Origin of the sequence: Nocardia higoensis, assembly GCF_015477835.1 — a bacterium.
Lineage (GTDB): Bacteria > Actinomycetota > Actinomycetes > Mycobacteriales > Mycobacteriaceae > Nocardia > Nocardia higoensis_A.
Map to the genome: position 1 here is coordinate 540,921 of NZ_JADLQN010000002.1, position 24,200 is coordinate 565,120.

Genomic DNA, 24,200 nt, shown 5'->3' on the forward strand with positions numbered 1-24,200 from the left:
CCGATCTCCCCGGGTCGGCCGCGACAGCACTGTAACCGTACTTATGAGCGTGGACACAGGTTTTGACAGCTATGGCGTCTCGCCCGATGCGGCGAGAGACTGGAGATCATCGGTATCCGCGGCACAGCACAGGAGCATAGGAGGATGGGCATCGATCGCGCCGACGGGCCCGGCGACTGAGATCGGTCGGCGGCTGGGTGCGGCGGCATGAGCGGAGATCACGAACATGAACCGGCCGTGAGCGCGCGTAGCGGCGGCCCGAGGCGGCGGTCGTCGTGAACCAGGTGCTCGCGGTGATCATCTTCGTGGTCGCGTTCGGGTGTATCGCCACCGAACGGTTCGACAAGATCAAAGTGGTGCTGTCCGCCGCCGGCCTGATGGCCGTGCTGGGACAGATTCCCAGCGAAGCCGTCTTCTTCGACCCGCACATCGGCATCGACTGGAATGTCATCTTCCTGTTGTTGGGGATGATGGTGATCGTCGGTGTCGTCAAGCAGACCGGCCTGTTCGACTACCTGGCCATCTGGGCGGCCAGACGTTCACGCGGCGATCCGTTCCGGTTGATGGTGATGCTGATGACCATCACCGCCATCGCCTCGCCGATTCTCGACAATGTCACCATCATCCTGCTGGTCGCGCCGATCACCATCGTGGTCTGCGATCAGCTCGGGCTGCCCGCGCAGCCCTTCCTGATCGCCGAGGTGCTGGCCGCCAATATCGGCGGGGCCGCGACGCTGGTCGGCGATCCGCCCAACATCATCATCGGCAGCCGCGCGGGCCTGAGCTTCAACGACTTCCTCATCCACATGGCGCCCGCGGTGGCGGTCATCTTCGCGCTGTTCGTGATGTTCACCAGGGTGCTGTTCCGTGGGCAGCTCAGCACGCCCGCGTGTCGTGCGGCGGCGACGCTGACACTGGACGAGCGAGCGGCGATCACCGATCCGGCGCTGCTGTGGCGGTCGCTGACGGTGCTGACCGGCGTGGTGATCGGGTTCGCGCTGCACACCGTGGTCGGTATCGCGCCGTCGATCGTCGCGCTGGTCGGCGCCGGGGTGATGGTGCTGGTCGCCGATCTCGACATCGACGAGATCCTGCGCGAAGTGGAATGGGGCACGCTGGTGTTCTTCATGGGGCTGTTCGTGATGGTGGCGGGACTGATCCACACCGGCGTCGTCGATCGGCTGGCGTCGGCGGCGGTCGCGGTGGTGGGCGACAGTCCGCTCGCGGCTTCGGCGGCGCTGGTGTTCGGCTCCGCGGCGGTCGGGTCGTTCATCGACAACATCCCGTACACGACGACCATCGCGCCGGTGGTGGAGGAACTGGTCGAGCAGACCCCCGATCACCAGACCGGCCGGGCGTTGTGGTGGTCGTTCGCCTTCGGCGCGGGATTCTCCGGCAACGGCACGGCCGTCGCGGCGGGAGCCAATGTGGTCGCGCTCGGGATCGCGCGCCGGGCGGGGCACCCGATCACGTTCTGGCAGTTCACCAGGTACGGCGTCGTGGTCACCGTGGCCTCGACAGCGCTGGCGTTCGGCTATCTGTGGGCGCGGTATTTCTGAGGTGCGAGTTCAGTTCGCGGGGGCGGTGCGGAAGAACAGCACGTGATCGTGGTCGATCAGCGGCATGGTCTTGCGGATCTGGCGTAGGCCGTTGCTGGGCAGATAGGTGAGGTTGGCGAAGCTCTGGGTGTTGCCGAAGGCCACCCGCAGCTTGTTCTCGGTGGCGAAATGCGCGCCGTAGGTGGCCAGCCATTCGAAATCCAGCGGGCCGAGCGGCTCGGTCGTGCCGCCTCCCGGCACCCGGCCGAGCGCGGCGTACTGGATGGGCTTGCCCTGGTCGTAGCGGCACAGTTCGTAGGTGGTGTTGTCGGTGGCGCACACGCTGATCACCGGCCACTGCGTGGACAGCCGCAGCGCCAGCGGATGCATGCCGACCGGGGCGAGTTCCCAGTTCAGGCTCATCACCGTGACCCAGCCGCCGTAGGACATCTCGATGAGGACGATGTCGTCGCCGAGCGCGGTGGCGCGGTTGATCTCGGCGTCGCCGATCCCCCAGAACGAGTCGGATTGCGCGCGGTAGGTGCTCGAGTCCACCGGGCGCGCGTCGTCCATCGCGTAGGCGGCCACGATCGCGGCCTTGATCTGGTCGATGGCGTCGCGGTCGGTGCAGCGCACGCCGAGCGCGCCGAATGTGGGGCCGATCTCGACGGGCATGGACGGCGGCTCGGGATCGGAGCCGGGGGCCAGCGGCCGCAGGCCGACCAGCGCGAGCCGCCAGTTGATCTCTTCGACGGTCGACAGATCGCCGGAGGTCTTGCGCAGGATCTGCTGTTGGGTCAACCGGCCCGCCGCCTCGAGGGTGCGGCACTCCAGTTCGGTCAGCGCGGCCAGCGACTTCGGTGTCAGGTCCAGATCGCGGACACCGCAGGCGCGCAACCGGATCTGCAGGCTCATCGGGGTGAACGCCGAATACCGCTCCCGGTACATCGAGATCGCCTGCTTGCGGGAGCGGCCGACCATCAGGGTGCGCAGCAGTGTGCTGAGGCTGGCCAGGTATTTGCCCGCCAGCTCCGGATTGGCGGCGGCCAGTTCGGCCCGGATGCGGGCGGCGTCCACGGTGGCGGCGACGGCGGCGTCCTGATCGAGCCTGCCCAGCCACACCCCGCACTTGCCGAGACCGTCGGCGCAGGTGCCCGCCACGTTCGGGTAGTGCTGAGCCACCTCACGGTAGGTGTGGCAGGCGTTGCGGATGGTGTTGACCGCCAGCTCGCGATGACCGGTCTGACGGGTGACGGTCTCGAACACACGCAGCGCTTCTTGTACGGCCCCGGCGTCCTGGGCGGTGACGTAGCCGTTCATCAGCCAGTGCAACCGGATGCCGACGGACTCCTGGGCCGGGGCGATCGCCTCGGATGTGCGATCCCGCGGCGCGCCGTTGGTCCTGGTCTCGACCAGCGCCTTGGCCAGTTCACACAGCGAGGCCGCCAACCGCAGTTCGCTCTCGGCCGTGCGATCTCTGGCCGCGCTGCGATCCACCGCCACCTGGCGCTCGATCGCGCTCAGCTCCATCGCGATCTTCAACTCTCGCTTCACCTTCCGACGCGGCGATCCGCCCGCGTGCTCGCCGAGTGTGCCATATCGGTGGTCGATGCGCTGCCGGAGGGGACAACTGCCGTCCGTCGCGGACCAATCCGCTGATCAGAGCGGTGCTCGAAGGTGAAGGAGATGTCGCCGGAGCGTTCGCCCGCCGGCGGTTCGTGGACGGATGCTCCGCGGTGGAGTTACGTCCTCGGCGGGATCGGAGCGAACCGGAGATCGGGGGTGGTCTCGACAACGTCCTCCGGCGGCTTCGAACGGTGCTTCCAGCACCGGCTGGCTATCGGAGCGTGCCGAGTGGCGTCGGCCCCTGGAGATTTCGCAGGCGATGCCCGTAGGGTGCGGGAAGAAACCGAGTGCGACGGGGGATCGTGAATGTTGCGCAGGCACAGCAGTCCGGTATCGGCGCTTGTCGCGGGGGTGCTCGGCGTCATGCTCGCCGCGGTTCCGGCCGCCGCGGTTCCGGAGCAGACGCAGTACGCGCCGACGATGATCGTGCTCGACGCGTCGGGTTCGATGCTTCGTCCAGATCCGAGCGGCACGATGATGGACGCGGCGAAGAATGCCGTGCGTTCGTTCGTCGAATCCGCACCCGAGCAGTCGCGAGTGGGGTTGACGGCATATGGGACCGGGACGAGCAATGACGAGGCGGACAAGGTCGCGGGCTGTTCGGATGTGAAGATCCTGCACAAGCCCGAACCGTTGGACCGGGCGGCTCTGGCCGGTGCGGTCGACGGTATCCAGGCGTCGGGCTGGACTCCGGTAGGTGTGGCCTTGCGGCAAGCCGCGCAAGCGCTTCCGGATTCCGGCCCGCGTTCGATCGTGCTGGTCTCCGACGGCGAGGACACCTGCGCACCGCCCGATCCCTGTGAGGTCGCTCGCGAATTGGAGTCCGGCGGCGTCGATCTGGCCGTGCACGCCATCGGTTTCGCGGTCGATGAGAAGGCACGCGCGCAGCTGAGCTGTCTGGCGGACGCGACGGGCGGTTCCTACACCGACGCCGCGGACGGTCCTGCCCTGGAACGGATTCTGCCCAGGGTCACCGCCGCCGCGTTGCGCAGCTACCAGGCGACCGGCATCCCGGTGACCGGCGGCGCCGACCATACGACGGCACCGGTGCTCGCCCCCGGCCATCATCTGGACACGATCGGCAAGGGCGAGACCCGTTGGTACGCGGTCGATGTCCCCGCCCGCGCCACCGCCTACGTCACCGGCATCCTGCCCTTTCCCCGTGTCGCGGGCGTGTCGATCCTCGACGACCTGAACTCCATCCAGCGGCGCATCTACGGCAGGGACGGGCAGGACTGTCTCGAAGTCGACACCGCGTTGGCGACCGGGGCGAGCGACGGCGAGGCCCTCACCAGCGTCGCGGCGTGGGAAGGCGCCACCCGTGAGCCCGCGGGCGACGGGCGGGCAGAGGACAAGTGCCGTGGCGGGGGCCGCTACTACTTCGCCTTCACCTGGAAGAAGACCTCGGAGAAGCTGCCGCAGCGGCTGCCGTTCGAGGTGCTCGTCGGCATCGAGCAGGCGGTGAGTGATCGCGGACCCGCCCGTGTCGGCACGCCCACAGTGATGGTCGAACCGACCGACCCCGGTGTGCCGGTCGTCGGCGGCGGTTCCTTCACACTCGCCCCCGAACTGCCCGGCAGCGGCCGCTACACCGACCTGCTGCAGCGCGGCGAGATCGTGTACTACCGGGTGCGCCTCGACTGGGGGCAGGGCCTGGCCTACCGCGTGCGATTCGGCGAAGCCGAGCGCACCATGGCCTCGAACATTCGCACCGAACTGTTCTCGCCCCTGGCCGAGGAGATTGCAATGGACACCGCGGCCTATCTCGGCGACGCGACCGTACTGCCCTTCGACGGCAATCCGTTGGCCACCGTGCCGGTCCGCTACGACAACCGCAACGGTGACCTCGACCAGCGCAGGCAGTCGGTGGCCGGCTGGTACTACCTCGCCGTCAAGGTCGGATCGAACACCGGGCTGCGAAAAGGCGCCTCGGTCCCGGTGACGATCGACCTCACGGTGGCAGGCGAGCCCGAGCCGGGACCGACCTACGAGAACGCGACCGACGGCGGAGTCTTCGGCGAATCCGGAAAACCGAGCGCATCCCCCGGGAGCTCGGACGACCCCGCCCCGGTGGCGGCGACCCAGCAGGAAGCGGAGTCGTCCGCCCTGCCGATCCTCGCCGCGATCCTCGGCGCGGGCGGACTCGTGGTGGTGCTGATCGGCGCTGGCGTCCGGTACTCGATCCGCAGGCGGAAGGCCGGTGCGTCGCTGCCGCATCGTTGAGCGAGGGCCATGCCGGTGTGTGCAAGCCCCTCGAATCGATGGCATTCCTGTGTGCTCGGTGCGGGCTACGTCGGCGGCGTGGTGAGGTCACCACCGGATCAGAACTCGAGTTCGGCCCACGGAATGCGTATGGGGAAGGGATAGTCGATGACGATGCCTTCACTGTCATTCGGTGACCACTCGGCGACGAGCAGATAGTTCGCCGGATGCAGCGGGCGTACTCCGGCGGGCAACTCGCCGGGCCGCGTCTCGAGAGCATACGCGTGGACCACGGCGATCGCGCTCTTCTCCCGCTCGAGCTTCACTTCCCAGTACCAGGGAATGCCTGCCGCGGCGTAACGCCTGCGCTTGGCATCGATGTCGGTCTGACTGTTACCTGGGGACAGGACTTCACCGACGAGCTGAACGTCGGTGGCGCGAAGATCCTGGTACGGCTCGGGCAGGCAGCGCTGGACGAGGAAGTCCGGGGTCAGAAGTCCGACTTGCCGTGCGCGCCGAAGAACACGTTCGTCTCGGTGTGGACCCGTCGGCATTCCTCCGGGTTCTTCGCCATCGCCTCGCGCGCGCACCGGCGCAGCCCGCTCCACATCAGGTTCGTGAATTCCTGATGCTCGGCCGGGCCTCGCCGCAGCCACACCACACGGCCTTCCCACAGTTCGATATTGCGCGCGATCTCTTCGGGCAGCTGAGCGAGTTCCTCCCAGGTCATCCGTTCCGGAAGGTCTGGGCGCTGTGGGGCCGGACGTGCCATATCACCATGGTATTCGGGAGAGCCGGGGAATCCGGGGGATCAGGTACGCGGCAGCCCTCTGCGCGGCTGGTCAGCGGCGATCGTCGTGCCGATCGGCGCGCAGACCGGCGATCGTCATGCCGATCAGCAGGTCGTAGCTCTCGTCCAGCTTCTCGGGCAGCCCGAACCCGCCCTGGGCCTCGAGTATGACGAACCCGTGCACCGCCGAGCGCAGACAGCGGGTCGCGTGGACGGCAGCGGAATCGGTCAGGCCGTAGGCGCGCAGGGCGGCGGTGACGATGCCGACCAGGCGGGCGCCCGCTTCTTCGGTCAAGGGATCCGGACGCTGGACGACCGCCGCGTAGCGGTGCGGGTGGTGCCGCACGTACTCGCGCCACGCGGTCATCAGGGCCCGGATGGCGTCGTCGGCGGAACGGCCGAGCACCGCGGCGCCCACCCGGTCGGCGATGTCGCCGAGGACACGCGCCGAGACCAGCGCGCGCAGTTCGGCCAGATTGCGCACATGTTTGTACAGCGACGGCGTCGCCACCCCGGCCCTGCCCGCCACCGAGGAAAGCGTCAGCGCCTCGGGGCCGCTCTCGTCCAGGATCGCCAGCGCGATCTCGACCACCGCTGCCGGGGACAGCGTGGCCCTAGCCACGGGCGGTGTCCGTGACGAAGGCGAGGATGCTCGCGGCGACCCGCTCGGGGAACTGGACATGCGGGTAGTGGCCCGCGCCTTCGACCAATTCGAGGTGGCCGAGCCCGGCGGGCATCTCCGCCACGATGCCTTCGCCTTCGGCCTTCGGGTCCGGCCAGTCCGGATCGAGGGTGCCCATCAAGACCAGCGCGGGGCAGCGGATGCCGGCCAGTCTCTCGCCCGCATCGGTGGGCGCCGCACTGCCGAACGTGCTCACCGCGGCCATCCTGCCCGGACGACGCAGATCGGCGTCCGCCGCGGCGAGCCGCTCGTCGAAGTCCGCAGGCCTGGCGCCCGGGGTGGCGTGTTCGAGGTAGCGCTTCCACAGCCCGACACTGCGCAGCCCCGCCGCGCCTGCCAGCAGGAGCATGCCCGTGCGGTAGCGGCTGTTGGTGAGCAGAGCGCGCATGTCGGGCCGCTGGCGCCGGGTGAACGGGCCGATCTCGACGACGGCCTCGACCAGGTCGGGCGCCTCCGCCGCGGCGATGGTGGCGGCGCCGCCGGCGAACGAGTGGCCGACGACGACGGCCGGGCCGCCCAGGTGTCTGATCAGGGCGAGGATGTCGGCTGCGACATCGGCACGGGTGTAGGAGTCCCAGCCCAGGCTCGAATCGCCGTGGCCGCGCATGTCCATGGTGGCGACGCGGTGACCGGCGGCGACGAGGCGGTCGGCGACGGCGCGGAAGGTCGACCTGTTCTCGCCCATACCAGGCACCAGCACGAACAGTGGGCTGGTGCCGGTGCCCGCCACGTCGTAGGCCAGCCGGCCGCCCTCGAGCCCGAGAATCATGGTTTCGGATGGTGCGCGGTTAATGCTCATAGCTCAAAGGCTAATAGCTTTAGCCACCGGACGCAAGGGTTGTCCGAGAGGACCCGCCGCGACCTCGGCGGAGTCCGATTTTGTCCAGGTCGCGGGGTTGCCTACACTAGAGCGGTTGCCTGGGCACCCATCTGTCCGCATTCGTGCGGGCGGCGCCCGGTGGCACGTACCCAGCGGTCGGCAGGTTTGCCGGCCGGACCAGCCGAATTGTTGTAGGCCCACCATTCGCGTGCGCAAGCGCGTGGGTGCTGCATGGGAACCGCAGCGAGAAAGGTGTCGAGGTCGAACCATGACCATGACCGATCCGATCGCAGACTTCCTGACCCGTCTGCGCAACGCCAACTCGGCGTACCACGATCAGGTGAAGGCTCCGCACTCGAAGCTCAAGGCGAACATCGCCGAGATCCTCAAGCGCGAGGGCTACATCGCCGACTACCGGACCGAGGACGCACAGGTGGGCAAGACGCTCATCGTCGACCTCAAGTACGGCCCCAGCCGCGAGCGCAGCCTCGCCGGTGTGCGCCGGGTGTCCAAGCCGGGTCTGCGTGTGTACGCGAAATCCACCAACTTGCCCAAGGTCCTGGGCGGCCTCGGCGTGGCGATCATCTCCACGTCGCAGGGTCTGCTCACCGACAAGCAGGCGGCCAAGAGCGGCGTGGGCGGCGAAGTCCTCGCTTACGTCTGGTAAGGGAGTCAGGACTAATGTCGCGTATTGGTAAGAAGCCCATCGCAATCCCGGCGGGCGTCGAAATCACCATCGATGGCCAGAACGTGTCGGTCAAGGGGCCCAAGGGCGCTCTGTCGCACGTCGTCGCCGAGCCGATCACCGTCGCCAAGGGCGAGGACGGCCAGCTCGAGGTCACCCGTCCCAACGACGAGCGTCGCAACCGCTCGCTGCACGGCCTGACCCGCACCCTGATCGCCAACATGATCGAGGGTGTCACCAAGGGTTACGAGAAGAAGATGGAGATCTTCGGCGTCGGCTACCGCGTGGCGGCCAAGGGCTCGAACCTCGAGTTCGCCCTCGGTTACAGCCACCCGGTGCCGATCGAGGCGCCGGAAGGTATCACCTTCGCGGTGGAATCGCCCACCAAGTTCTCCGTGTCCGGAATCGACAAGCAGAAGGTCGGTCAGATCTCTGCGGTCATCCACGGCCTGCGCAAGCCCGACCCGTACAAGGGCAAGGGCATCCGCTACGCGGGCGAGGTTGTTCGCCGCAAGGTCGGAAAGACGGGTAAGTGATCATGGCGCAAACCGAAAACCAGAAGTCCAAGCGCATTCCGCTGGGCAAGGACGTCGCCACCAAGCGCCGCCTGTCCAAGGCGCGTCGCCACTTCCGCCTCCGCAAGAAGGTGGAGGGCACCACCGAGCGTCCCCGCCTGATCGTGCACCGCTCCTCGCGGCACCTGCACGCGCAGCTGGTCGACGACTCGGTGGGCAAGACCATCGCGTCGGCGTCCTCGATCGAGGCCGATGTGCGCGCGGTCGACGGCGACAAGACCGCCAAGGGCAAGAAGGTCGGCGAACTCATCGCGGCCCGCGCCAAGGCTGCCGGTATCGAGGCGGTCGTGTTCGACCGTGGTGGTCACGACTACCACGGCCGCATCGCGGCGCTGGCCGATGCCGCTCGTGAAGGCGGGTTGAAGTTCTAATGAGCGGAGCTTGCGGAGCGAGTATTCAGCACAGCTCGCGATTCGATTTCATCAACGGAAGGAACGTCTGATGCCGGGACGTCAGCGGCGTGACGGCGGCAGCGGACCCGCCGGACAGAACACCAGTGGCCCCGAGGGCGGCCGCGACAACCGTCGTGGCGGCGGCGACCGCCGCGGTGGCGGCGACCGTCGGGACAGCGCGGCCGAGAAGAACCAGCTCGAGCGCGTCGTCGCGATCAACCGCGTCTCCAAGGTCGTGAAGGGTGGTCGTCGCTTCAGCTTCACCGCCCTCGTGATCGTCGGCGATGGCAACGGTCTGGTCGGCGTCGGCTATGGCAAGGCCAAGGAAGTTCCCGCGGCCATCCAGAAGGGCGTCGAGGAAGCGCGCAAGGGCTTCTTCCGCGTCCCGATGATCGGCTCGACCATCACCCACCCGGTTCAGGGTGAGGCGGCGGCCGGTGTGGTCATGCTGCGTCCGGCCTCGCCCGGTACCGGTGTGATCGCCGGCGGCGCGGCGCGCGCTGTGCTGGAATGCGCCGGTATCCATGACATCCTGGCGAAGTCGCTCGGCAGCGACAACGCCATCAACGTCGTGCACGCGACCGTTGCGGCCCTCAAGATGCTGCAGCGCCCCGAAGAAGTGGCGGCCCGCCGTGGCCTGCCGCTCGAGGACGTCGCTCCTGCGGGCATGCTGCGTGCGCGCGCTCAGGCGGCTGGAGGTGCCAGGTAAATGGCAGATCTCAAGGTGACCCAGATCAAGAGTTCGATCGGCGCCAAGCAGAATCAGCGGGACAGCCTGCGTACCCTCGGCCTGCGGGGCATCCGCAAGTCGGTGGTTCGTGAGGACAACGCCCAGAACCGTGGGCTGATCAACGTCGTGCGCCACCTCGTGACAGTTGAGGAGGTCTGACATGACCATCAAGTTGCATCACCTGCGTCCCGCCCCCGGATCCAAGACCGAGAAGACCCGTGTGGGTCGCGGTGAGGGCTCCAAGGGCAAGACCGCGGGCCGCGGTACCAAGGGCACCAAGGCTCGCAAGAACGTCCCCGCGGCGTTCGAGGGCGGCCAGATGCCGCTGCACATGCGGCTGCCGAAGCTCAAGGGCTTCACCAACAAGTTCCGCACCGAATACCAGGTCGTGAACGTGGGCCGCATCGCCGAACTCTTCCCCGAGGGCGGCGAGATCGGCAAGGCCGAGCTGGTGGCCGCGGGCGCGGTTCGCAAGAACCAGCTCGTGAAGGTCCTCGGCGACGGCGAGATCGGCGTCGCGGTCCAGGTGACCGCCGACAAGGTGACCGGCTCCGCCAAGGAGAAGATCACCGCCGCCGGTGGCACTGTCACCGAGCTGGGCTGACGGTAGGCTCCAACTGGTGGCACCGGACGAGTGAGACCTCGTCCGGTGCCACTGTTAGAGTTCAATAGTTCTGCCAAGCCTCGCCATGGGTTTCGGCATGTACCGTGCCGCAAAATCCCCATGTCCTGACCATGTCGTTCGCGCCAGGAGGATCTGTGCTTTCCGCCTTCGTATCGGCCTTCCGGACTCCGGACTTACGGCGGAAGATTCTCTTCACGCTGGGGTTGGTCGCGCTGTACCGGGTGGGCGCCGCGCTGCCGTCTCCCGGCGTCGACTACCAGGCTGTTCAGGAGTGCGTCGACCTGGTCTCCGGCGGTGAGAACGCCGGTATCTACCAGCTGATCAATCTTTTCTCCGGTGGTGCGCTGCTGCAGTTGTCGGTCTTCGCGATCGGCATCATGCCCTACATCACCGCGAGCATCATCGTGCAATTGCTCACCGTGGTCATCCCGCGGTTCGAGGAATTGCGCAAGGAAGGCCAAGCGGGCCAGACGAAGATGACGCAGTACACGCGTTATCTCTCGATCGCGCTCGCGATCCTGCAGGCCACCGGCCTGGTGGCCCTCGCCGCCCGAGGCCAGCTCCTGCAGGGCTGCCAGCAGGACATCCTGGCCGACACCAGCATCTTCGGCATGATCATCATCGTCCTGGTGATGACCGCCGGTGCGGCGCTGGTGATGTGGTTCGGCGAGCAGATCACCGAACGCGGCATCGGTAACGGCATGTCGCTGTTGATCTTCGCCGGCATCGCGGCGCGGATCCCGACCGAGGGCAAGGCGATCCTGGATAGCCGGGGCAACATCACCTTCGCGCTGGTCTGCGTGGCGGCGTTCCTGATCATCGTCGCGGTCATCTTCGTCGAGCAGGGCCAGCGCCGTATTCCGGTGCAGTACGCCAAGCGCGTGGTCGGCCGCAAGATGTACGGCGGCTCCTCGACCTACCTGCCGCTGAAGGTCAACCAGGCCGGTGTCATCCCGGTGATCTTCGCGTCCTCGCTGCTCTACCTGCCGAACCTGATCGCGCAGCTCACCGGCGCGCAGAACGCGACCGATCCCAGTTGGTGGCAGGAGATCATCCAGAAGTATCTGGTGAATCCCGGCAACCCGGTCTACATCGCGATCTACTTCGGCCTCATCGTCTTCTTCACCTACTTCTATGTGGCGATCACCTTCAACCCCGAAGAGCGCGCCGACGAGATGAAGAAGTTCGGTGGTTTCATCCCCGGTTACCGTCCGGGCAAGCCCACCGCCGACTATCTCAATTTCGTACTGAGCCGCATCACGCTGCCAGGCTCCATCTACCTCGGTCTCGTCGCCGTCCTGCCCAACCTGTTCCTCGACATCGGTAATTCCGGCGGAGTGCAGAACCTGCCGTTCGGCGGTACCGCGGTGCTGATCATGGTGAGCGTCGGTCTGGACACGGTGAAGCAGATCGAAAGCCAGTTGATGAACAGAAATTACGAAGGGTTCCTCAAGTGAGAGTTGTATTGCTCGGTCCGCCCGGTGCCGGCAAGGGCACGCAGGCCGTCCTCCTGTCGGAAAAGCTGGGCGTTCCGCACATCTCCACCGGGGACCTGTTCCGCGCGAACATCAGCCAGCAGACCCCGCTGGGTCTCGAGGCGAAGAAGTACATGGACGCCGGCGATCTGGTGCCCAGCGACGTGACCAACCGCATGGTGCAGGCGCGCGTGGGCGAGCCCGACGCCGCCAACGGCTTCGTCCTCGACGGCTACCCCCGCACGGTCGATCAGGCCGACGCGCTGGAGAAGATCCTCGCCGACATCGACAAGAAGCTGGACGCGGTCCTGTGCTTCGTCGTCGCCGAGGACACCGTGGTCGAGCGCATGCTCGCGCGCGGCCGTGCCGACGACAGCGAAGACGTGATCCGCAACCGGCTGCGGGTCTACCGCGAGGAGACCGAGCCGCTGCTCGATCACTACGCGGGTCTGGTCGTCTCCGTCGACGGTGTCGGCGAGGTCGAAGAGGTCAACGCCCGCGCGCTGGCCGCGCTGGGCCGCTGATGACAGCACAGGAGCGCTGAGCCCCGTGGTCTTCGGCCGGAAGAACAAGAAGGTGGTGCCTTTCCGCACCACCGGTGAGCTCGACGCGATGGCCGCGGCGGGCGCGGTGGTCGGCCGCGCCCTCGTCGCCGTGCGCGATGCCGCCAAGCCCGGGGTCTCCACGCTGGAACTCGACGAAGTCGCCGAGACGGTGATCCGGGAAGCAGGCGCGGTGCCCTCGTTCAAGGGCTACCACGGCTTCCCGGCCTCGATCTGCGCGTCGGTCAACGACCGCGTCGTGCACGGCATCCCCAGCGCCGAGGAAGTGCTCGTCGAAGGCGACCTGGTCTCCATCGATTGCGGCGCCGTCCTCGAAGGCTGGCACGGCGACTCCGCGTGGACCTTCGGCGTCGGTGCCGTCATCGAAGCCGACCGGCTGCTCAGCGAGGCCACCCGGCTGTCGATGGAAGCGGGCATCGCCGCGATGGTGCCGGGCAATCGCCTGACCGACATCTCGCACGCCATCGAACTGGGCACCCGCGCCGCCGAGAAGGAACACGGCCGCGCCTACGGAATCGTCGACGGCTACGGCGGTCACGGCATCGGCCGCGAGATGCACATGGACCCCTTCCTGGCCAACGAAGGCGCCCCGGGCCGTGGCCCGAAGCTGGTCGTCGGCTCGGTGCTGGCGATCGAACCGATGCTGACCCTGGGCACTGTCGACACCAAGATCCTCGACGACGACTGGACCGTGGTCACCACCGACGGCAGTCGCGCCGCGCACTGGGAGCACACGGTCGCGGTCACCGAGGACGGGCCGCGGATTCTGACGTTGCGGCCGGAGTAGTTCTCAAGAACCGGGTCGAGCGCGGCGGCCGGCGACTTCGATGGGGTTGCCGTCCTCGTCCCACCTGCGCAGCACCGCCACCCGGCCGTCATCGGCGAACTCCCGCTCTTCGGCGAGTTGGCCGTTGCGGTGCCACGCCCGGTAGATGCCCGTCGGCATGCCGTGGCGGATTTCGCCTTCGGATTTCGGGCCACCGTCGACCCACCATTCGCGGTCGGGGCCGTGTGGGATGCCGTCGACGTAGAACTGCTGGGCGATCAGCTGATCGCCGAGCTGTTCGACCACCTCACCGGTGAACGGCTCGCCCTCGTATTCCAGGATCCCGTCGTTGCGGTAGACGACGGGATCCGAATCCAGGTCGATACGTGTCACCGGCGCTCCTCCTCTTCTTCCTCTTCGGGTTCCGGGTCTTCCACCGGATGGCGTTGGAGCGCGGGATCGCCCACCGGGTGACGGGTCGTGCGCGCGGGCGCATCGGCGTCCGAGCCGACCGGCTGCGGATCCTGGCCGGTATGCGCCGGGGATGGAGTGTACGCCCCGGTGATCTCGTCGTCCTCGTGTGGATAGCGCGGGTATCGGCCGCTGTGGTTGGTGGCTGAGCCCATCGCGCCGTGACAGTTGGCGCAGTAGGGTTTCGGGGTCAGCGGCAGTGGGTTGCCGTCCGCGTCCTTCTCCGGGACCAGCGAATAGGTCTGGGAGTAGAGTTCGGCCATCGCGGCGGGGGAGTCGTCGTATCCGAGAGCCGCACGAGCCCAGAGCGCTTCGTTGGCGGCCTTGACCTCGGCGTGCCCATAGGGGCTGTCGAAATGCGGGTAGGGCCGGGTGACGCTGCCGCCCTCGGGATTGCCCCGGCGGTCCAGGCGGGGGTAGCCGCCGTCGGGCATGAGCTGACCCAGCCGCCGCATGGCGTCGACATTGTGCTCGATCGTGGGGTGCGTGTCGTCCATGGTGAGCGTGTCGGTGTTGCGGCCGTTGAACCCCTCGAAGACCACGCCGGTGCGCAGGTCCGCGACCACGGCGGATACCTTGCCGTGGGACTTGTGATTGACGTGGATTCCCTTGTCCTGCCACCGCTTCACCCGTGCGGTGGCCTGCGCGCCGGATTCGCCGGCGGGCGTTGCCCGGGCCGCGCTGAACTTGTCCGCGCGGTCGTGGGCGATGGCGTCGACGACTTCCTGGATCGGCCGGTTGCCGATATGGGTGATGAGGCCGTCCGCGTCCCTGGTCACCCCGTCCGGGTGGTTGCTCAGGTCGGCGATCACCTTGGGGCCCGGGTCGATGGGCACGGCCATGTGGTCGTGCGGTTCGTTGAGCCCGAGGATGTACCGGGCCAGTTCGATCGCGTGCTCGGGATCGCGGGCGGCGGGAAGGTAGGCGCGCGGGTACCTGTTCGCGGCGATCGCGCCGAGGTGCTCCCGGTTCAGCGGTACGTCCGTGTTCTCGCTTTCCTGGAGGATCGACAGCAGATGGGCCGGCGTGCCGATGTCGTGGAAACCGATATCACCGTCCGGCCCGACGATCGCCATCCGCACCACGGGGCGATGACCGGCGTCGACGACGATCGCCACACGGGCGCCGTCACCGGACCACGCACGAAGGGCCGCGGGGTCGAACGTGTCGGTGTCGCGGGTGAGTTCCTCGATCAAGGCGGCCCGAGCGGCTGGGTCGTGGTCGAAGCCACCGTCCTCCCGAGACAGGAGGTCGCGAGCCATCTCCAGCGCATGAGCGGTGTCGCGGGCTTGCGGCAGGTTCCGCGGTGCGGTGCGCGCGTCGGTGACCGCCTGGACGATCTGCGCCGGGGTGCTGTCCGGCTGCGCGTTGCGGCGGATGGTGGCGAGTTCGTGGGCGGGTGTTCCTGTCCGCACGAGCGCGGGGTCGGCGTCGGGGCCTCGCGCGATCGCCATGAAGGGCACGAGGTCGCCGTCGATGTCGATGGCGATCGGGACGCGCGCCCCGGGGCCGATCCATGTCTGGTAGTCGCGGTGGTCGAAGTCGGGTCGATGCGCGAGTTCGTCGACGCGGTCCCGCAGCGCGGCGGTGTCGCCGCGCACGCTGTCGAGGGCGCTGCGCACATGCCAGGGTGTCATCACGCGGTCGATCGCGGCGGGGGTGCGGTCGGCGAAGGACATGCCGGGCCGGTCGGCGTCCGGGGCGAAGACGATCAGCGGCTCGTTCTTCGTCTGCGGGTCGAGATCGGGTTGATGCGAGGCGATGATCGACTCGAAGTTGCGGACACGCTGGTAGGTGTCGGGCGGGTCCCAGTACGCGTGTGGGCCGTGCTGTACGCCGGCACCCAGATCGATCAGCGCCTTCTCGTGCCGGGCGAGTTCCTCGGGGGTCAGCGGATCACCGCTGGGACGGCGGATGTCGAACAGGTCGTGATCGCCGGTGATCGGGCGGAACCTGCCGTCGACGAAGGCCTCGACCACCCCGTCCCCGGTGGTCCGGAAACGGCCCTTCTCCGCGTAGAGGTCCATCGCCTGCGCATAGCGTTCGTAATCCTGCTCGCGGGTGGCGAGGCGGTTCCGCAGTGCGTCGATCTCGGACTGTTCCATTCCGGTGGTGTCGGGCATCCTGAGGAATCCGGGCGGAAACCGGCCGACCAGGCCCTTCGACCAATCCTTCGCGCCGAGGGCGATGTCGAGGTCGTTGACGGTCTTGTCCTTGATCGCCATCGGCTTGGGCACCGCCCCGCGCAGCAGGTGCCGGACCGCGTCGGGATTGGTCGGCCGGACGAAGAGCACCAAGTTGTGGCGTCTGGCGTAGTTCCACAGGATCTCCTGATTCCGTTTCGGAATCCCGTGCACCTGCTCGATCAGGTCGGGGGTCACCGGGTCCGAGGGGATCTCCGTGTGCAGCCGCTCCGCCAAAGCGGAATCGAACCGTGTGAGCAGCATGTCGGCGGCCGCGGAACGTTCGGGGCCGGAGAGGCCGAGCCTGTCGGACAGGTCGGCCAGGTCGTGGCGTAGTCCGGGCAGCCGGTTCTCGAACGCGGGGTCGGCCGCGGCTCGTTCGATCTGGGTGAGCAGCACCCGCAATTCGGCGAAGCGGCCGCCCAGGTGCGCGGTCATCGTTGTCGGGCGTTCGCTGAGCGGATCGATGTCGATGGACGGTTGTTGCGCCAGCATCAGCTCGGCGACCTCATGGGCGATCGCGCGAGGGATGTCCTCGGTCCGGGCCCGGGGCGAGACGAGCACGTCGTAGCCGTTGTCGGTGCGTTCGAAAGTCGCGACGGCGTTGTCGGCGGTGGGGGCGACGCGCACCCGGATCGGGGTGCCGTCGGGAAGGACGTAGTGGCCGGGCTCCGCTGTCCGGATTTCGTGGAGGGGGTCGATGAGGTCGAGGTTGTTGTCGATCTCGGTGTGTAGTTGGGGGTCGGTGAGGTCGGGTTGGTCGTCGGGGCGGGCGTGGCCGTGGAAGTCGCCGACCGCCGAGGCGGCGCCACGATGCTCGGACGGCACCCCTGTGCCGGCGGGCTCGTAGACGATCACCATGCGGTGATCCGGGCGCGGGGCGGAGAATTCGGCCATCTTCGCTCGGTTCAGGACATTGCTGCCGCCCGCGTCGATGGTGTAGTCGTAATCGGAGTTTCCCGGCGGCGGGAATTCCGAACGCTCCTCCACCCGGAACGGCACGTCCGAGTCGGGGAACTGCCGCTGCAGCGCGGCGAAGAGCTGATCGCCGTCGATGTGGCCGCGGTCGTTGACATAGCCTGTCTCGCTCTCCGGCTTGGTGTCCCATTGCAGTTCGATGCGCGCGCCGGGGGCCAGGCTCCGCACCAACTGGGCGGCGAGCGCGTCGTACTGGCTCGCGGTGAAGTGCGCGCTGACGTTGTTGACGAAGATGCGTCCCACCGTGCCCGCGCCGCCGTGGACGAGGGCGCCGCCGTTGAAGAGCAGGTCGCCGAAGACCATCACCGTTCCCGGTGCGGTGAGCGGTCCCGGGTCGAGGATGCCGCGGTCGCGACGGCGCTGAGCGGCGACCGGGAACTCGGAAGCGAGTTCGGTCTTGATGATCAATCCGCCCGCGGCGCGATCCGCCGCGGGCGTCATCTCCACGCCGAAGGCGCTGCGGCCGACACCCACGTCGATGGTGTGCGCACCCGCCGCGGTCGCCGACGCCGCGGGCCGGGTCCGGTGCTCGATGCGATGGTCGTCCTCGCCGAACACGTTCTGCGGCAGCGGGAGCCGATGCTGGGGCCTGGGCCGGGGCAGGATCTCGACCGCGGATCTGCCGTCGACCGGGTCGTGCACGACGACGGTGTACTCGACGTCCACCCCCAGGGCGGTCGCGCCGCGATTGGCGTTGTCGACCTCGCGCAGGAAGTCGTCGAACGACAGGCGCCGACCGTCGACGGTGACCGTTCCGGCATTCTGTTCCAGTTCGGCGGTGATGCGTCGCGGATGGCTCGCCAGGTCGGACGCCGCGTCGTACATACGCTGGAAACCGTTGTCGCCGAGCGCGTCCCGGAACGCCTGCGGCATGGCATCGCGAAAACCGTCGATCGCGGCGGCGACGGCGCGAGCGCGCTGGGCTTCCGTCGTCGTCGTGTCGTTCAGCGCGGCGTTGATCGGATCCAAGGCGGAGAGCAGGCTCTTGGTGGGGACCGTCGCGCGCGCGGCTTTCGCGTCCGCTCCGGTGAACAGCGGATCGAAGATGCGGCGGGCCAGTTCTTCGCGGATTCGGCCCTGCAGGCCCGCGTTCTCCATCCGCCGCAGGCTGTCGGCGTGCTCGCCGTCGAGGTGCTCTGCGAGTTGCGCGTCGTAGGAAGCGGTGTCCGCGGACAGGTCGGCGTCCGGACCGATGGAAGGCCGTGCGGCGAACGGATTGTCCTGCTCGAGGTCGAACCGCTGGGCGAGGTGGGGATCGTGGCCGTGCAAGAGCTCACGCACCCGGCCCCCGGCCGTGTCGTCGAGACCGAGATGGGCGGACAGATCCGCGAGGTCGCGGCGCAGCAGCGGCAATTCGGCCGCGCGCGCGGGATCGAAAGTGGCGCGGTCGATCTGGGAGAGCAGCACGCGGAGTTCGGCGAATCGGCCCCCGAGATGGGTCGTCATCGTGGTCGGGGTCTCGGTGACCGGGTCGATGTCGATGTCCGGATCGAGTGAGAGCGCGATCTCCGAGAGCTCGTGCGCCAGCGCCCGTGGCACATCGGAGGTGCGGGCGCGCGGGGAGACACGCACCTCGTAGTCGTCGCCGTGCGAGGCGGGGCCGAACTGCGCGACCGCTCCGTTCGTCGTCGGGGCGATGGTCAGGTGGATGCGGCGGCCGTCGGCGAGGACGAAGTGGCCACCGTCCCGGTTCCAGGACACGGTCTCCGGGGTGATCAGCAGCAGGTTCTCGCTGATCGCGGTCAGCAGTTGGGCGATGTCCAGATCCGGCTGACCGGCCGGTCGCGCGTCGCCGTGGAACTCGCCGACCGGGCTCGCCGCTCCTCGCTGCCCGATGTCCCGGCCGTCCCAGGGCATCCGTGGCGAGGTCCGCGGTGCCCCTGTGGTCGCCGCGATCATCACGACCGGCGCGACCAGGGCGGCCTCCGGCATCGAGTCGGTAGCGGTCGAGGGGCCTGCCGGATCGACCGCGATGCCGGTCGAGACGGCCTGCGGCGCGGCGGCGAACGGAGACGTCGTCGCGGTGTCGACCACGCCGGCGCGCGACGGTGCGGGGCTCACGGGTGGCCGGGATCCGTCGGGTTTCGCGTCGAGCGGTGTGCCACCGTCCGGGCGGGATGTCCGGCCGGACTCGGGCTGACCCTGCTGCGTGGGCTGGGCGGACGGCGACGAATTCGGGGTCGACGAGCCCGTGGCGGCCGAGCCCGGTGTCGTGGTGGACCCCGGGGTGGACGGCGCAGCCGGGGACGAGGCATGCGGTGTCGGCCCTGCCGCGGTGCCGGCCGTAGGGGTGGACGGGGACGACTGCGTGCCCGCCGCGGCGGGGCCGGACGTGCCGGGCGAGGCCGTCGATGTCGGGGCCGCGGGAGCCGCCGCGGCGAGCCCGGCCGGTGCGGTCGATCCGAGAGCCCCCGGCGTCTGACCGTTCGGGCTTGCCGAGGCAGGCGTGGTGTCCGGCGGGCTGTCGGCCGACAGGGGGGTGGAGTCGGTTGCCTGGGGCGTCGAATCGGCGACCCGCGAATCGGGAGCGACCGTGTCGGCGGCCTTGGCATCGGGAGAGCCGGAACGCGCGTCGGTCACCGGATCGACCGTGTTCGGCCTGTCCTGACCTGCTCGGTCCGCCGGTCCGGTATCGCCGGTGGATTGCGTGGTGCCCGCCGAGTTCGGCGAGTCGGTCGCCTGAGTGGTCCCGGTGGTGTCCCGCGGTGCGCCTGATTCCTCGGAACTCTCTCGGGCGTCACTCTCTTGGACGTCGCCGTCCCTGCGGGTGTCCGCCGCGGGCGGTGCGTTGTTCACGGGCTCGGACTCGGTGGAGCGGGCAGCGCTGGGATCGCCCGCCTGGGGCGAATCGGTGGGGCTGTTGCCCGCATCGCCGGTCGAACCGGCCGGATGGGTCGACTGCGGAGTCTTCGCGGACGCGTCTGTGTCACCGGCCTGTCCCGGGCCGGTGCCGGCCGCGGCCGGGTCGTCCGCGGTGATCGGCTCGACCGTGGGGACCGCTCCGTCGACGGTCGGGGCGGTCGGCATCCGGTCGAGGTTCACCGCGACCGTGCCGCTGCCGCGGAGCCCGCGAATGGCCCCCGGCCCCGCGCCGGAGAAGATGCCGCCGGTGAGGCTGCGCGGATCGAACTCACCGGTGACCAGACCGGCCGCCACCGCGCCGCCCAAGCCGCCCAGCCCGCCCACGAGGGCGCCGTTCAGCGCGCCCTGCATGCCGCCCATCCTCGTGTCGAAGCGCAGGCCCGCCAGTCCGCCGGTGAGTCCGCCCGCGCCGCCCGCCACGGCGGAGACGGCCGCGTTCTTCCGGACGGCGTCCCAGTCGTAGCCGTCGATATTGCCCGACTGTTTCTGGATGGTCTGGACCAGCAGTTCCTGGGAGGTGCCCTGCAACGTCTCGACGAGCGCCTCCTGCAGACCTTCCATCAGCACGCGTTTGACCAGTGCTTCGCTGATCCGTCCGCCCGCGATCCGCGCGATGATCGCCGCGATCCGTCCGAACAGGGTGTTGGCGATCACCCGGAACGCGGCGCGCGCGGTGCCGTAGATCACGGTGGTGGACAGCCATCCGGCCGGTCCGCTCATCGCGGCGAGGGCGAGCTCGGCGAGCACCCAGGCGAACGAGATGTAGAAATTGAGCTTGGCGGCCTCGAGTTGGTCGCCCATGGAGTCCGCCGACCGGGAAAGCAGTTCGTAATTGGCCGCGAACTTCTCCAGCGAGCCGTGGTCGCCGTCGGCGCTGTCGCGCAGAGGCTGCATCCACGCGACGATCTTCTCGCCGCCGCTGCCTTCCGGATAGATCTCCTTCAGGCCGCTGATGATGCCGTCGAGATCCGGTATGAGCGCGCGGATGTCCTGTGCGACGTCGTCGAGGTCGCGGCCCATCTCCCGCATGAGGTCTTCGTTGCCGTGCGGCCAGTCGGCGCCGACGAGCCATTCGATCGGCTCGGCCCAGCCCGGAAACGGTAGCGCCACAGCGGACCTCAGCCTTCACCGAGGTGGGCGAAGCGGTGATCGCACCGAGCGGCCGATGGCGTGAACCCTCCCACTTCAGCTCCTCGCTCGACGCGCCGACCCGCGATCCGCGCGGAACGCCGGCTCGCCCGCCGCGTAAAGCGCTGCCGCGTCCCGTCTTTCGATCGGTGATGCACTGACGACTTTTTCACAACAGCCCGGTGAAGACAATACGAACAACGGTGGTCAGGAACACGAGCGATACTCGCAGTGACCCGGTTGCCGCGGCGACGACGCCCGTGCCGGTCGGTGGTAGCGTCGAGATCCGGAGGACCGATGGCACAGACAGCGGCTGCGCGGGCCGAGTTGGACCGCAGGGGTGGCGAGCTGCGCGAGCGGATCGCCGAACTCGTCGCGCTCTGTACGCCGGAGGCGCTCGCCGACATGCCACCGCTCGCAGAGCCGGAAGTGGCGGATTGGCACGAGCCCCCGCGGTACCGGCACAGCCTGACGGTCAGAGGATCACGGGACCCGGCGCTATCGCCGGAGACCCTGGCGCCTCGCGTCGCGGCCGCGCTGGCCGCCGCGGGATGGCAGGTGCCGGAAACGGACCGGGACGAGTCCACGGGCGGGGTGATCGTGACCGGATCGAACGCGGGATCGCAAGTGCGCGTGCGGTTCTCGACGACGTCGACCGTCGTGCTCTACACCGGGGAAACAGCCGCGATCGCGCTCTCCGACCCCGCACCGGTCCGGCACCGTCCGCCGGCGCATACCGCTGACACCGTCGATCCCGGTCACGTCCTCTGCTACGAGTGCGCCGGGGCGGGATGGTGCCCGGTGTGCGAGGGCCGCGGATGGGTCGCGGCCGAGCCGCACGGTCGTCGCCGTTGCCCGGAGTGCTTCGATCGACGCGTCTGCCCGATCTGCGAGGGCGCCGGTGAACTCGCCGTCGCGCGGTTGTCCCCGGTGCAGCGAGCCAACTACGCTCACCTACCCGACGGATCGAAGTGAGGGGAGTGGCGGTGCCACAGACTCTTCCGCTGGCCAGGACGAACGCCGAGGCCAGGCTCTTCCTGCGGCTGCAGCCGTGTCACGTGTGCGGGACCGCCGACTGCGCGTTCCGCAGCGCCGTGGTCACCGTGGACGGCGAACTCGCCAGCCGCTACAGCGGAGATTGCGCGGGCTGCGGCGCCCCTCGGCAGTACGAGTTCCGCATTCCCGACCAGGTGCTGCCGCCCCCCGCGGACACTGTGCGGTTCGGCGCCGACGAGCCGTCCGAACTTCTCGATCCCGGTGTATGGCTGTGGTATTCCGACCAGTGTGCCCGCCAGGTACCCGAGCGTGGCACGAACCTCGACGACCGCGGCCGACGCACGGGGCGGCACACGCTGGCGACCGCGCTCGCCGCGGTCGAGGAGGTGCTGAAGTTCCTGCCCGACTCCGCGCAGGCTGTCCCGGCGACGGCGTTCGCGTCGATGGACGGGCGTTCGGTGTACGAGCGGGAGCCCGGCAGGTTCACCCGCGCGCGGCTCGAGGCGATCCGTGACCACTACGCACGGACATTGTCGGCCTGGTGAAGGCCCTCACCAGCCCTGGTCGGTGACGCTGCCCCGGCCGTCCCACCGGGCCCGGTACTCCTCGGCCGACTCGATTCCGGTGGCGTCCGGCTCGGTGACGGCGGAGTCCGCGTCGCCGACGGCGTGCTTCCTGGCGCTCAGCGGGACCGTGGAGGCGGGCGGGATGTCCGGATGCTGCGACTCGAGATCCGGCAGGTCGTCGATCAGTTCCGAGAGCTTCGGCATGCGGGCGCGCTGATCGTTGATCGGCGCCACCAGCGCCTGCACCTTCTTCGCCGCCTCCTCGGCCGCGTCCTGGGCAGCGGCGGTCACCGCGCGCGCGATCTCGTCGTAGGTGAGGTCGCCGATGTGGGCGGAGAAGCGTGTCTCCAGCACGACGCCATCGGCGTTGACGGTGACCTTGACTCGCTTGCCCTGCGCGAACGCCGTCGCCGTCAGTTCGGCGCGCTGCTGTGCCGCGGCCGCGACGGCGCGCATCTGCGCGGCGAACCCGTCCAGGATGTCGGAGGTCGCCTGCCGGGCGAATTCGTTCGGCATTCGCACCGCCCCGATCTAGAACTGCGAGGTGCTGGCGCGTTCGGCGCGCCGGAGCCCGCGCGCGGCATCGGCGAGCCCCTCGGCCAGGTTGTCGAAGGTGTCGGCGATCTTGCGGGTGTTGTCGCGCATGGTCGTCGCGCTCTTGTCGAACTTGCCCTCGGTGGCGAACTTGCTACCGAACTTGTCGTCGCCCCACGCCGAACTCCGTGGCGCGAGTGCCGCTTCGGCCGCGTCGGCGATCTGCCGCAGTCGGCCGCCGAAGCCCTCCACATCCCCCGCGAGCTTCGCCACGCTCTCCGCGGTCACTCGAACTCTGCTCATGGTGGACTCCCCTCCCGGATCGCCTCTGCCGGATGACGAAACGTGAACACTTGACTGTGCCACAGCCGAAAAGTGAACTCAAGGAGAACATCCGCTGTCAGAGCGGGATCGCGGCGTCTGCGCGCCTGACCTCACTCGACATCCGAGGGTGTCGGTGGTCGCTCGACCACGGTCGTGCCTCACCCTTCCAGCAGGACGGTGACCGGGCCGTCGTTGACGAGCTCGATGCGCATGTGCGCACCGAATCGGCCGGTGGCGACGGTGGCACCCAGCTCGCGCAGGGTCTGGGCGAACGCATCGACGAGAGGTTCCGCCGCCGCCGCAGGCGCGGCGGCCGACCAGGACGGGCGGCGGCCCTTGGCGGTGTCGGCGTACAGGGTGAACTGGCTGACGACCAGGATCGGTGCGTTCGTCTCCGCCGCCGAGCGCTCTCCGTCCAGGACGCGCAGCCGCCACGACTTCTCCGCCAGGGCTCGCGCGGTGTCGGCCGTGTCGGCGTGCGTGACGCCGACGAGCGCGACGAGACCCTGTGGGTCGGGTTCGATCCGGCCGACGAGCTCACCGTCGACGGTGACCTGGGCGGAGCTGACACGCTGGAGGAGTACCCGCATGCGGTGATCCTCGCATCCGCGGATGCCCAGCGGGCGACAGGTTCGGCAGTGGTCGCGCCGGTGTCGAGCCCTGGCGACCCCGGCTTCGTACCAGGCAGG

At 68.8% G+C, this 24,200-nt stretch carries 23 protein-coding genes; 13 read left to right on the forward strand and 10 right to left on the reverse strand.

Annotated features, from left to right (window positions below):
• Positions 1-275: 275 nt before the first annotated feature.
• A complete protein-coding gene (locus tag IU449_RS16525; protein ID WP_195002959.1) occupies positions 276-1,559 on the forward strand; it encodes an SLC13 family permease in 1,284 nt (427 codons plus the stop codon).
• 9 nt (positions 1,560-1,568) lie between these two features.
• Here IU449_RS16525 and IU449_RS16530 read toward each other — a convergent pair whose 3' ends face one another.
• On the reverse strand, positions 1,569-3,080 hold the full coding sequence (locus IU449_RS16530; protein ID WP_228804766.1) for a hypothetical protein: 1,512 nt from the start codon (positions 3,078-3,080) through the stop codon (positions 1,569-1,571).
• Between the two features lie 390 nt (positions 3,081-3,470).
• Between IU449_RS16530 and IU449_RS16535 the strand changes: the two genes are divergently transcribed.
• Positions 3,471-5,387, forward strand: a complete 1,917-nt coding sequence (locus IU449_RS16535) for a vWA domain-containing protein (RefSeq protein WP_195002960.1) — start codon at positions 3,471-3,473, stop codon at positions 5,385-5,387.
• A 98-nt stretch (positions 5,388-5,485) separates the two neighbouring features.
• Here the strand turns inward: IU449_RS16535 and IU449_RS16540 are convergent, their stop codons facing one another.
• From IU449_RS16540 to IU449_RS16550, 4 genes are all read right to left on the reverse strand, one after another.
• Positions 5,486-5,920 carry a Uma2 family endonuclease gene (locus IU449_RS16540; RefSeq protein ID WP_324188283.1) on the reverse strand — a complete coding sequence of 145 codons (435 nt, stop codon included), beginning with the start codon at positions 5,918-5,920 and terminating at the stop codon, positions 5,486-5,488.
• The gene (locus IU449_RS29695) at positions 5,857-6,138 is read right to left on the reverse strand and encodes a hypothetical protein (RefSeq protein WP_324188284.1); all 282 of its coding nucleotides are present in this window, start codon (positions 6,136-6,138) and stop codon (positions 5,857-5,859) included. Before IU449_RS29695 ends, IU449_RS16540 begins: the two co-directional genes overlap by 64 nt.
• A 70-nt stretch (positions 6,139-6,208) precedes the next feature.
• Positions 6,209-6,778 carry a TetR/AcrR family transcriptional regulator gene (locus IU449_RS16545; RefSeq protein ID WP_195002961.1) on the reverse strand — a complete coding sequence of 190 codons (570 nt, stop codon included), beginning with the start codon at positions 6,776-6,778 and terminating at the stop codon, positions 6,209-6,211.
• Positions 6,771-7,637: an alpha/beta fold hydrolase gene (locus IU449_RS16550; RefSeq protein ID WP_228804770.1), complete on the reverse strand. Its 867-nt coding sequence runs from the start codon at positions 7,635-7,637 to the stop codon at positions 6,771-6,773. The genes IU449_RS16545 and IU449_RS16550 overlap by 8 nt, the downstream gene beginning before the upstream one ends.
• A 289-nt stretch (positions 7,638-7,926) precedes the next feature.
• On the opposite strand from IU449_RS16550, the gene rpsH reads away from it, so the two are divergent.
• From rpsH to map, 9 genes are all read left to right on the forward strand, one after another.
• Positions 7,927-8,325: a 30S ribosomal protein S8 gene (rpsH, locus tag IU449_RS16555; protein WP_040794535.1), complete on the forward strand. Its 399-nt coding sequence runs from the start codon at positions 7,927-7,929 to the stop codon at positions 8,323-8,325.
• Between the two features lie 14 nt (positions 8,326-8,339).
• On the forward strand, positions 8,340-8,879 hold the full coding sequence (gene rplF, locus IU449_RS16560) for a 50S ribosomal protein L6 (protein ID WP_195002962.1): 540 nt from the start codon (positions 8,340-8,342) through the stop codon (positions 8,877-8,879).
• Positions 8,880-8,881: 2 nt separating this feature from the next.
• On the forward strand, positions 8,882-9,289 hold the full coding sequence (rplR, locus tag IU449_RS16565; RefSeq protein WP_195002963.1) for a 50S ribosomal protein L18: 408 nt from the start codon (positions 8,882-8,884) through the stop codon (positions 9,287-9,289).
• Positions 9,290-9,359: 70 nt separating this feature from the next.
• The gene (rpsE, locus tag IU449_RS16570; protein WP_195003249.1) at positions 9,360-10,019 is read left to right on the forward strand and encodes a 30S ribosomal protein S5; all 660 of its coding nucleotides are present in this window, start codon (positions 9,360-9,362) and stop codon (positions 10,017-10,019) included.
• Positions 10,020-10,199 (forward strand): 50S ribosomal protein L30, encoded by a 180-nt coding sequence (rpmD, locus tag IU449_RS16575; protein WP_014349110.1) that lies wholly within the window; start codon positions 10,020-10,022, stop codon positions 10,197-10,199.
• Between the two features lies 1 nt (position 10,200).
• A complete protein-coding gene (gene rplO / locus IU449_RS16580) occupies positions 10,201-10,644 on the forward strand; it encodes a 50S ribosomal protein L15 (RefSeq protein WP_067861002.1) in 444 nt (147 codons plus the stop codon).
• 155 nt (positions 10,645-10,799) lie between these two features.
• Positions 10,800-12,122, forward strand: coding sequence for a preprotein translocase subunit SecY (secY, locus tag IU449_RS16585; protein ID WP_195002964.1), 1,323 nt, complete (start codon positions 10,800-10,802; stop codon positions 12,120-12,122).
• The gene (locus tag IU449_RS16590) at positions 12,119-12,664 is read left to right on the forward strand and encodes an adenylate kinase (RefSeq protein WP_195002965.1); all 546 of its coding nucleotides are present in this window, start codon (positions 12,119-12,121) and stop codon (positions 12,662-12,664) included. The genes secY and IU449_RS16590 overlap by 4 nt, the downstream gene beginning before the upstream one ends.
• Positions 12,665-12,689: 25 nt before the next feature.
• A complete protein-coding gene (map, locus tag IU449_RS16595) occupies positions 12,690-13,490 on the forward strand; it encodes a type I methionyl aminopeptidase (RefSeq protein ID WP_195002966.1) in 801 nt (266 codons plus the stop codon).
• 3 nt (positions 13,491-13,493) lie between these two features.
• On the opposite strand, the gene IU449_RS16600 is transcribed toward map, so the two are convergent.
• Positions 13,494-13,862, reverse strand: coding sequence for a toxin-antitoxin system YwqK family antitoxin (locus IU449_RS16600; RefSeq protein ID WP_195002967.1), 369 nt, complete (start codon positions 13,860-13,862; stop codon positions 13,494-13,496).
• Positions 13,859-21,073: a hypothetical protein gene (locus IU449_RS16605; protein WP_195002968.1), complete on the reverse strand. Its 7,215-nt coding sequence runs from the start codon at positions 21,071-21,073 to the stop codon at positions 13,859-13,861. The genes IU449_RS16600 and IU449_RS16605 overlap by 4 nt, the downstream gene beginning before the upstream one ends.
• A gap of 315 nt (positions 21,074-21,388) precedes the next feature.
• Between IU449_RS16605 and IU449_RS16610 the strand changes: the two genes are divergently transcribed.
• Together IU449_RS16610 and IU449_RS16615 are read left to right on the forward strand one after the other, a co-directional pair.
• Positions 21,389-22,066: a hypothetical protein gene (locus IU449_RS16610; RefSeq protein WP_195002969.1), complete on the forward strand. Its 678-nt coding sequence runs from the start codon at positions 21,389-21,391 to the stop codon at positions 22,064-22,066.
• 11 nt (positions 22,067-22,077) lie between these two features.
• Positions 22,078-22,632: a hypothetical protein gene (locus IU449_RS16615; RefSeq protein WP_195002970.1), complete on the forward strand. Its 555-nt coding sequence runs from the start codon at positions 22,078-22,080 to the stop codon at positions 22,630-22,632.
• Positions 22,633-22,638: 6 nt separating this feature from the next.
• On the opposite strand, the gene IU449_RS16620 is transcribed toward IU449_RS16615, so the two are convergent.
• The 3 genes from IU449_RS16620 to dtd form a co-directional block, all read right to left on the reverse strand.
• On the reverse strand, positions 22,639-23,169 hold the full coding sequence (locus tag IU449_RS16620; protein ID WP_195002971.1) for a YbaB/EbfC family nucleoid-associated protein: 531 nt from the start codon (positions 23,167-23,169) through the stop codon (positions 22,639-22,641).
• A gap of 15 nt (positions 23,170-23,184) precedes the next feature.
• Positions 23,185-23,490: a PE domain-containing protein gene (locus tag IU449_RS16625; protein WP_195002972.1), complete on the reverse strand. Its 306-nt coding sequence runs from the start codon at positions 23,488-23,490 to the stop codon at positions 23,185-23,187.
• A 179-nt stretch (positions 23,491-23,669) separates the two neighbouring features.
• The gene (dtd, locus tag IU449_RS16630; protein WP_195002973.1) at positions 23,670-24,101 is read right to left on the reverse strand and encodes a D-aminoacyl-tRNA deacylase; all 432 of its coding nucleotides are present in this window, start codon (positions 24,099-24,101) and stop codon (positions 23,670-23,672) included.
• Between the last annotated feature and the right edge of the window lie 99 nt (positions 24,102-24,200).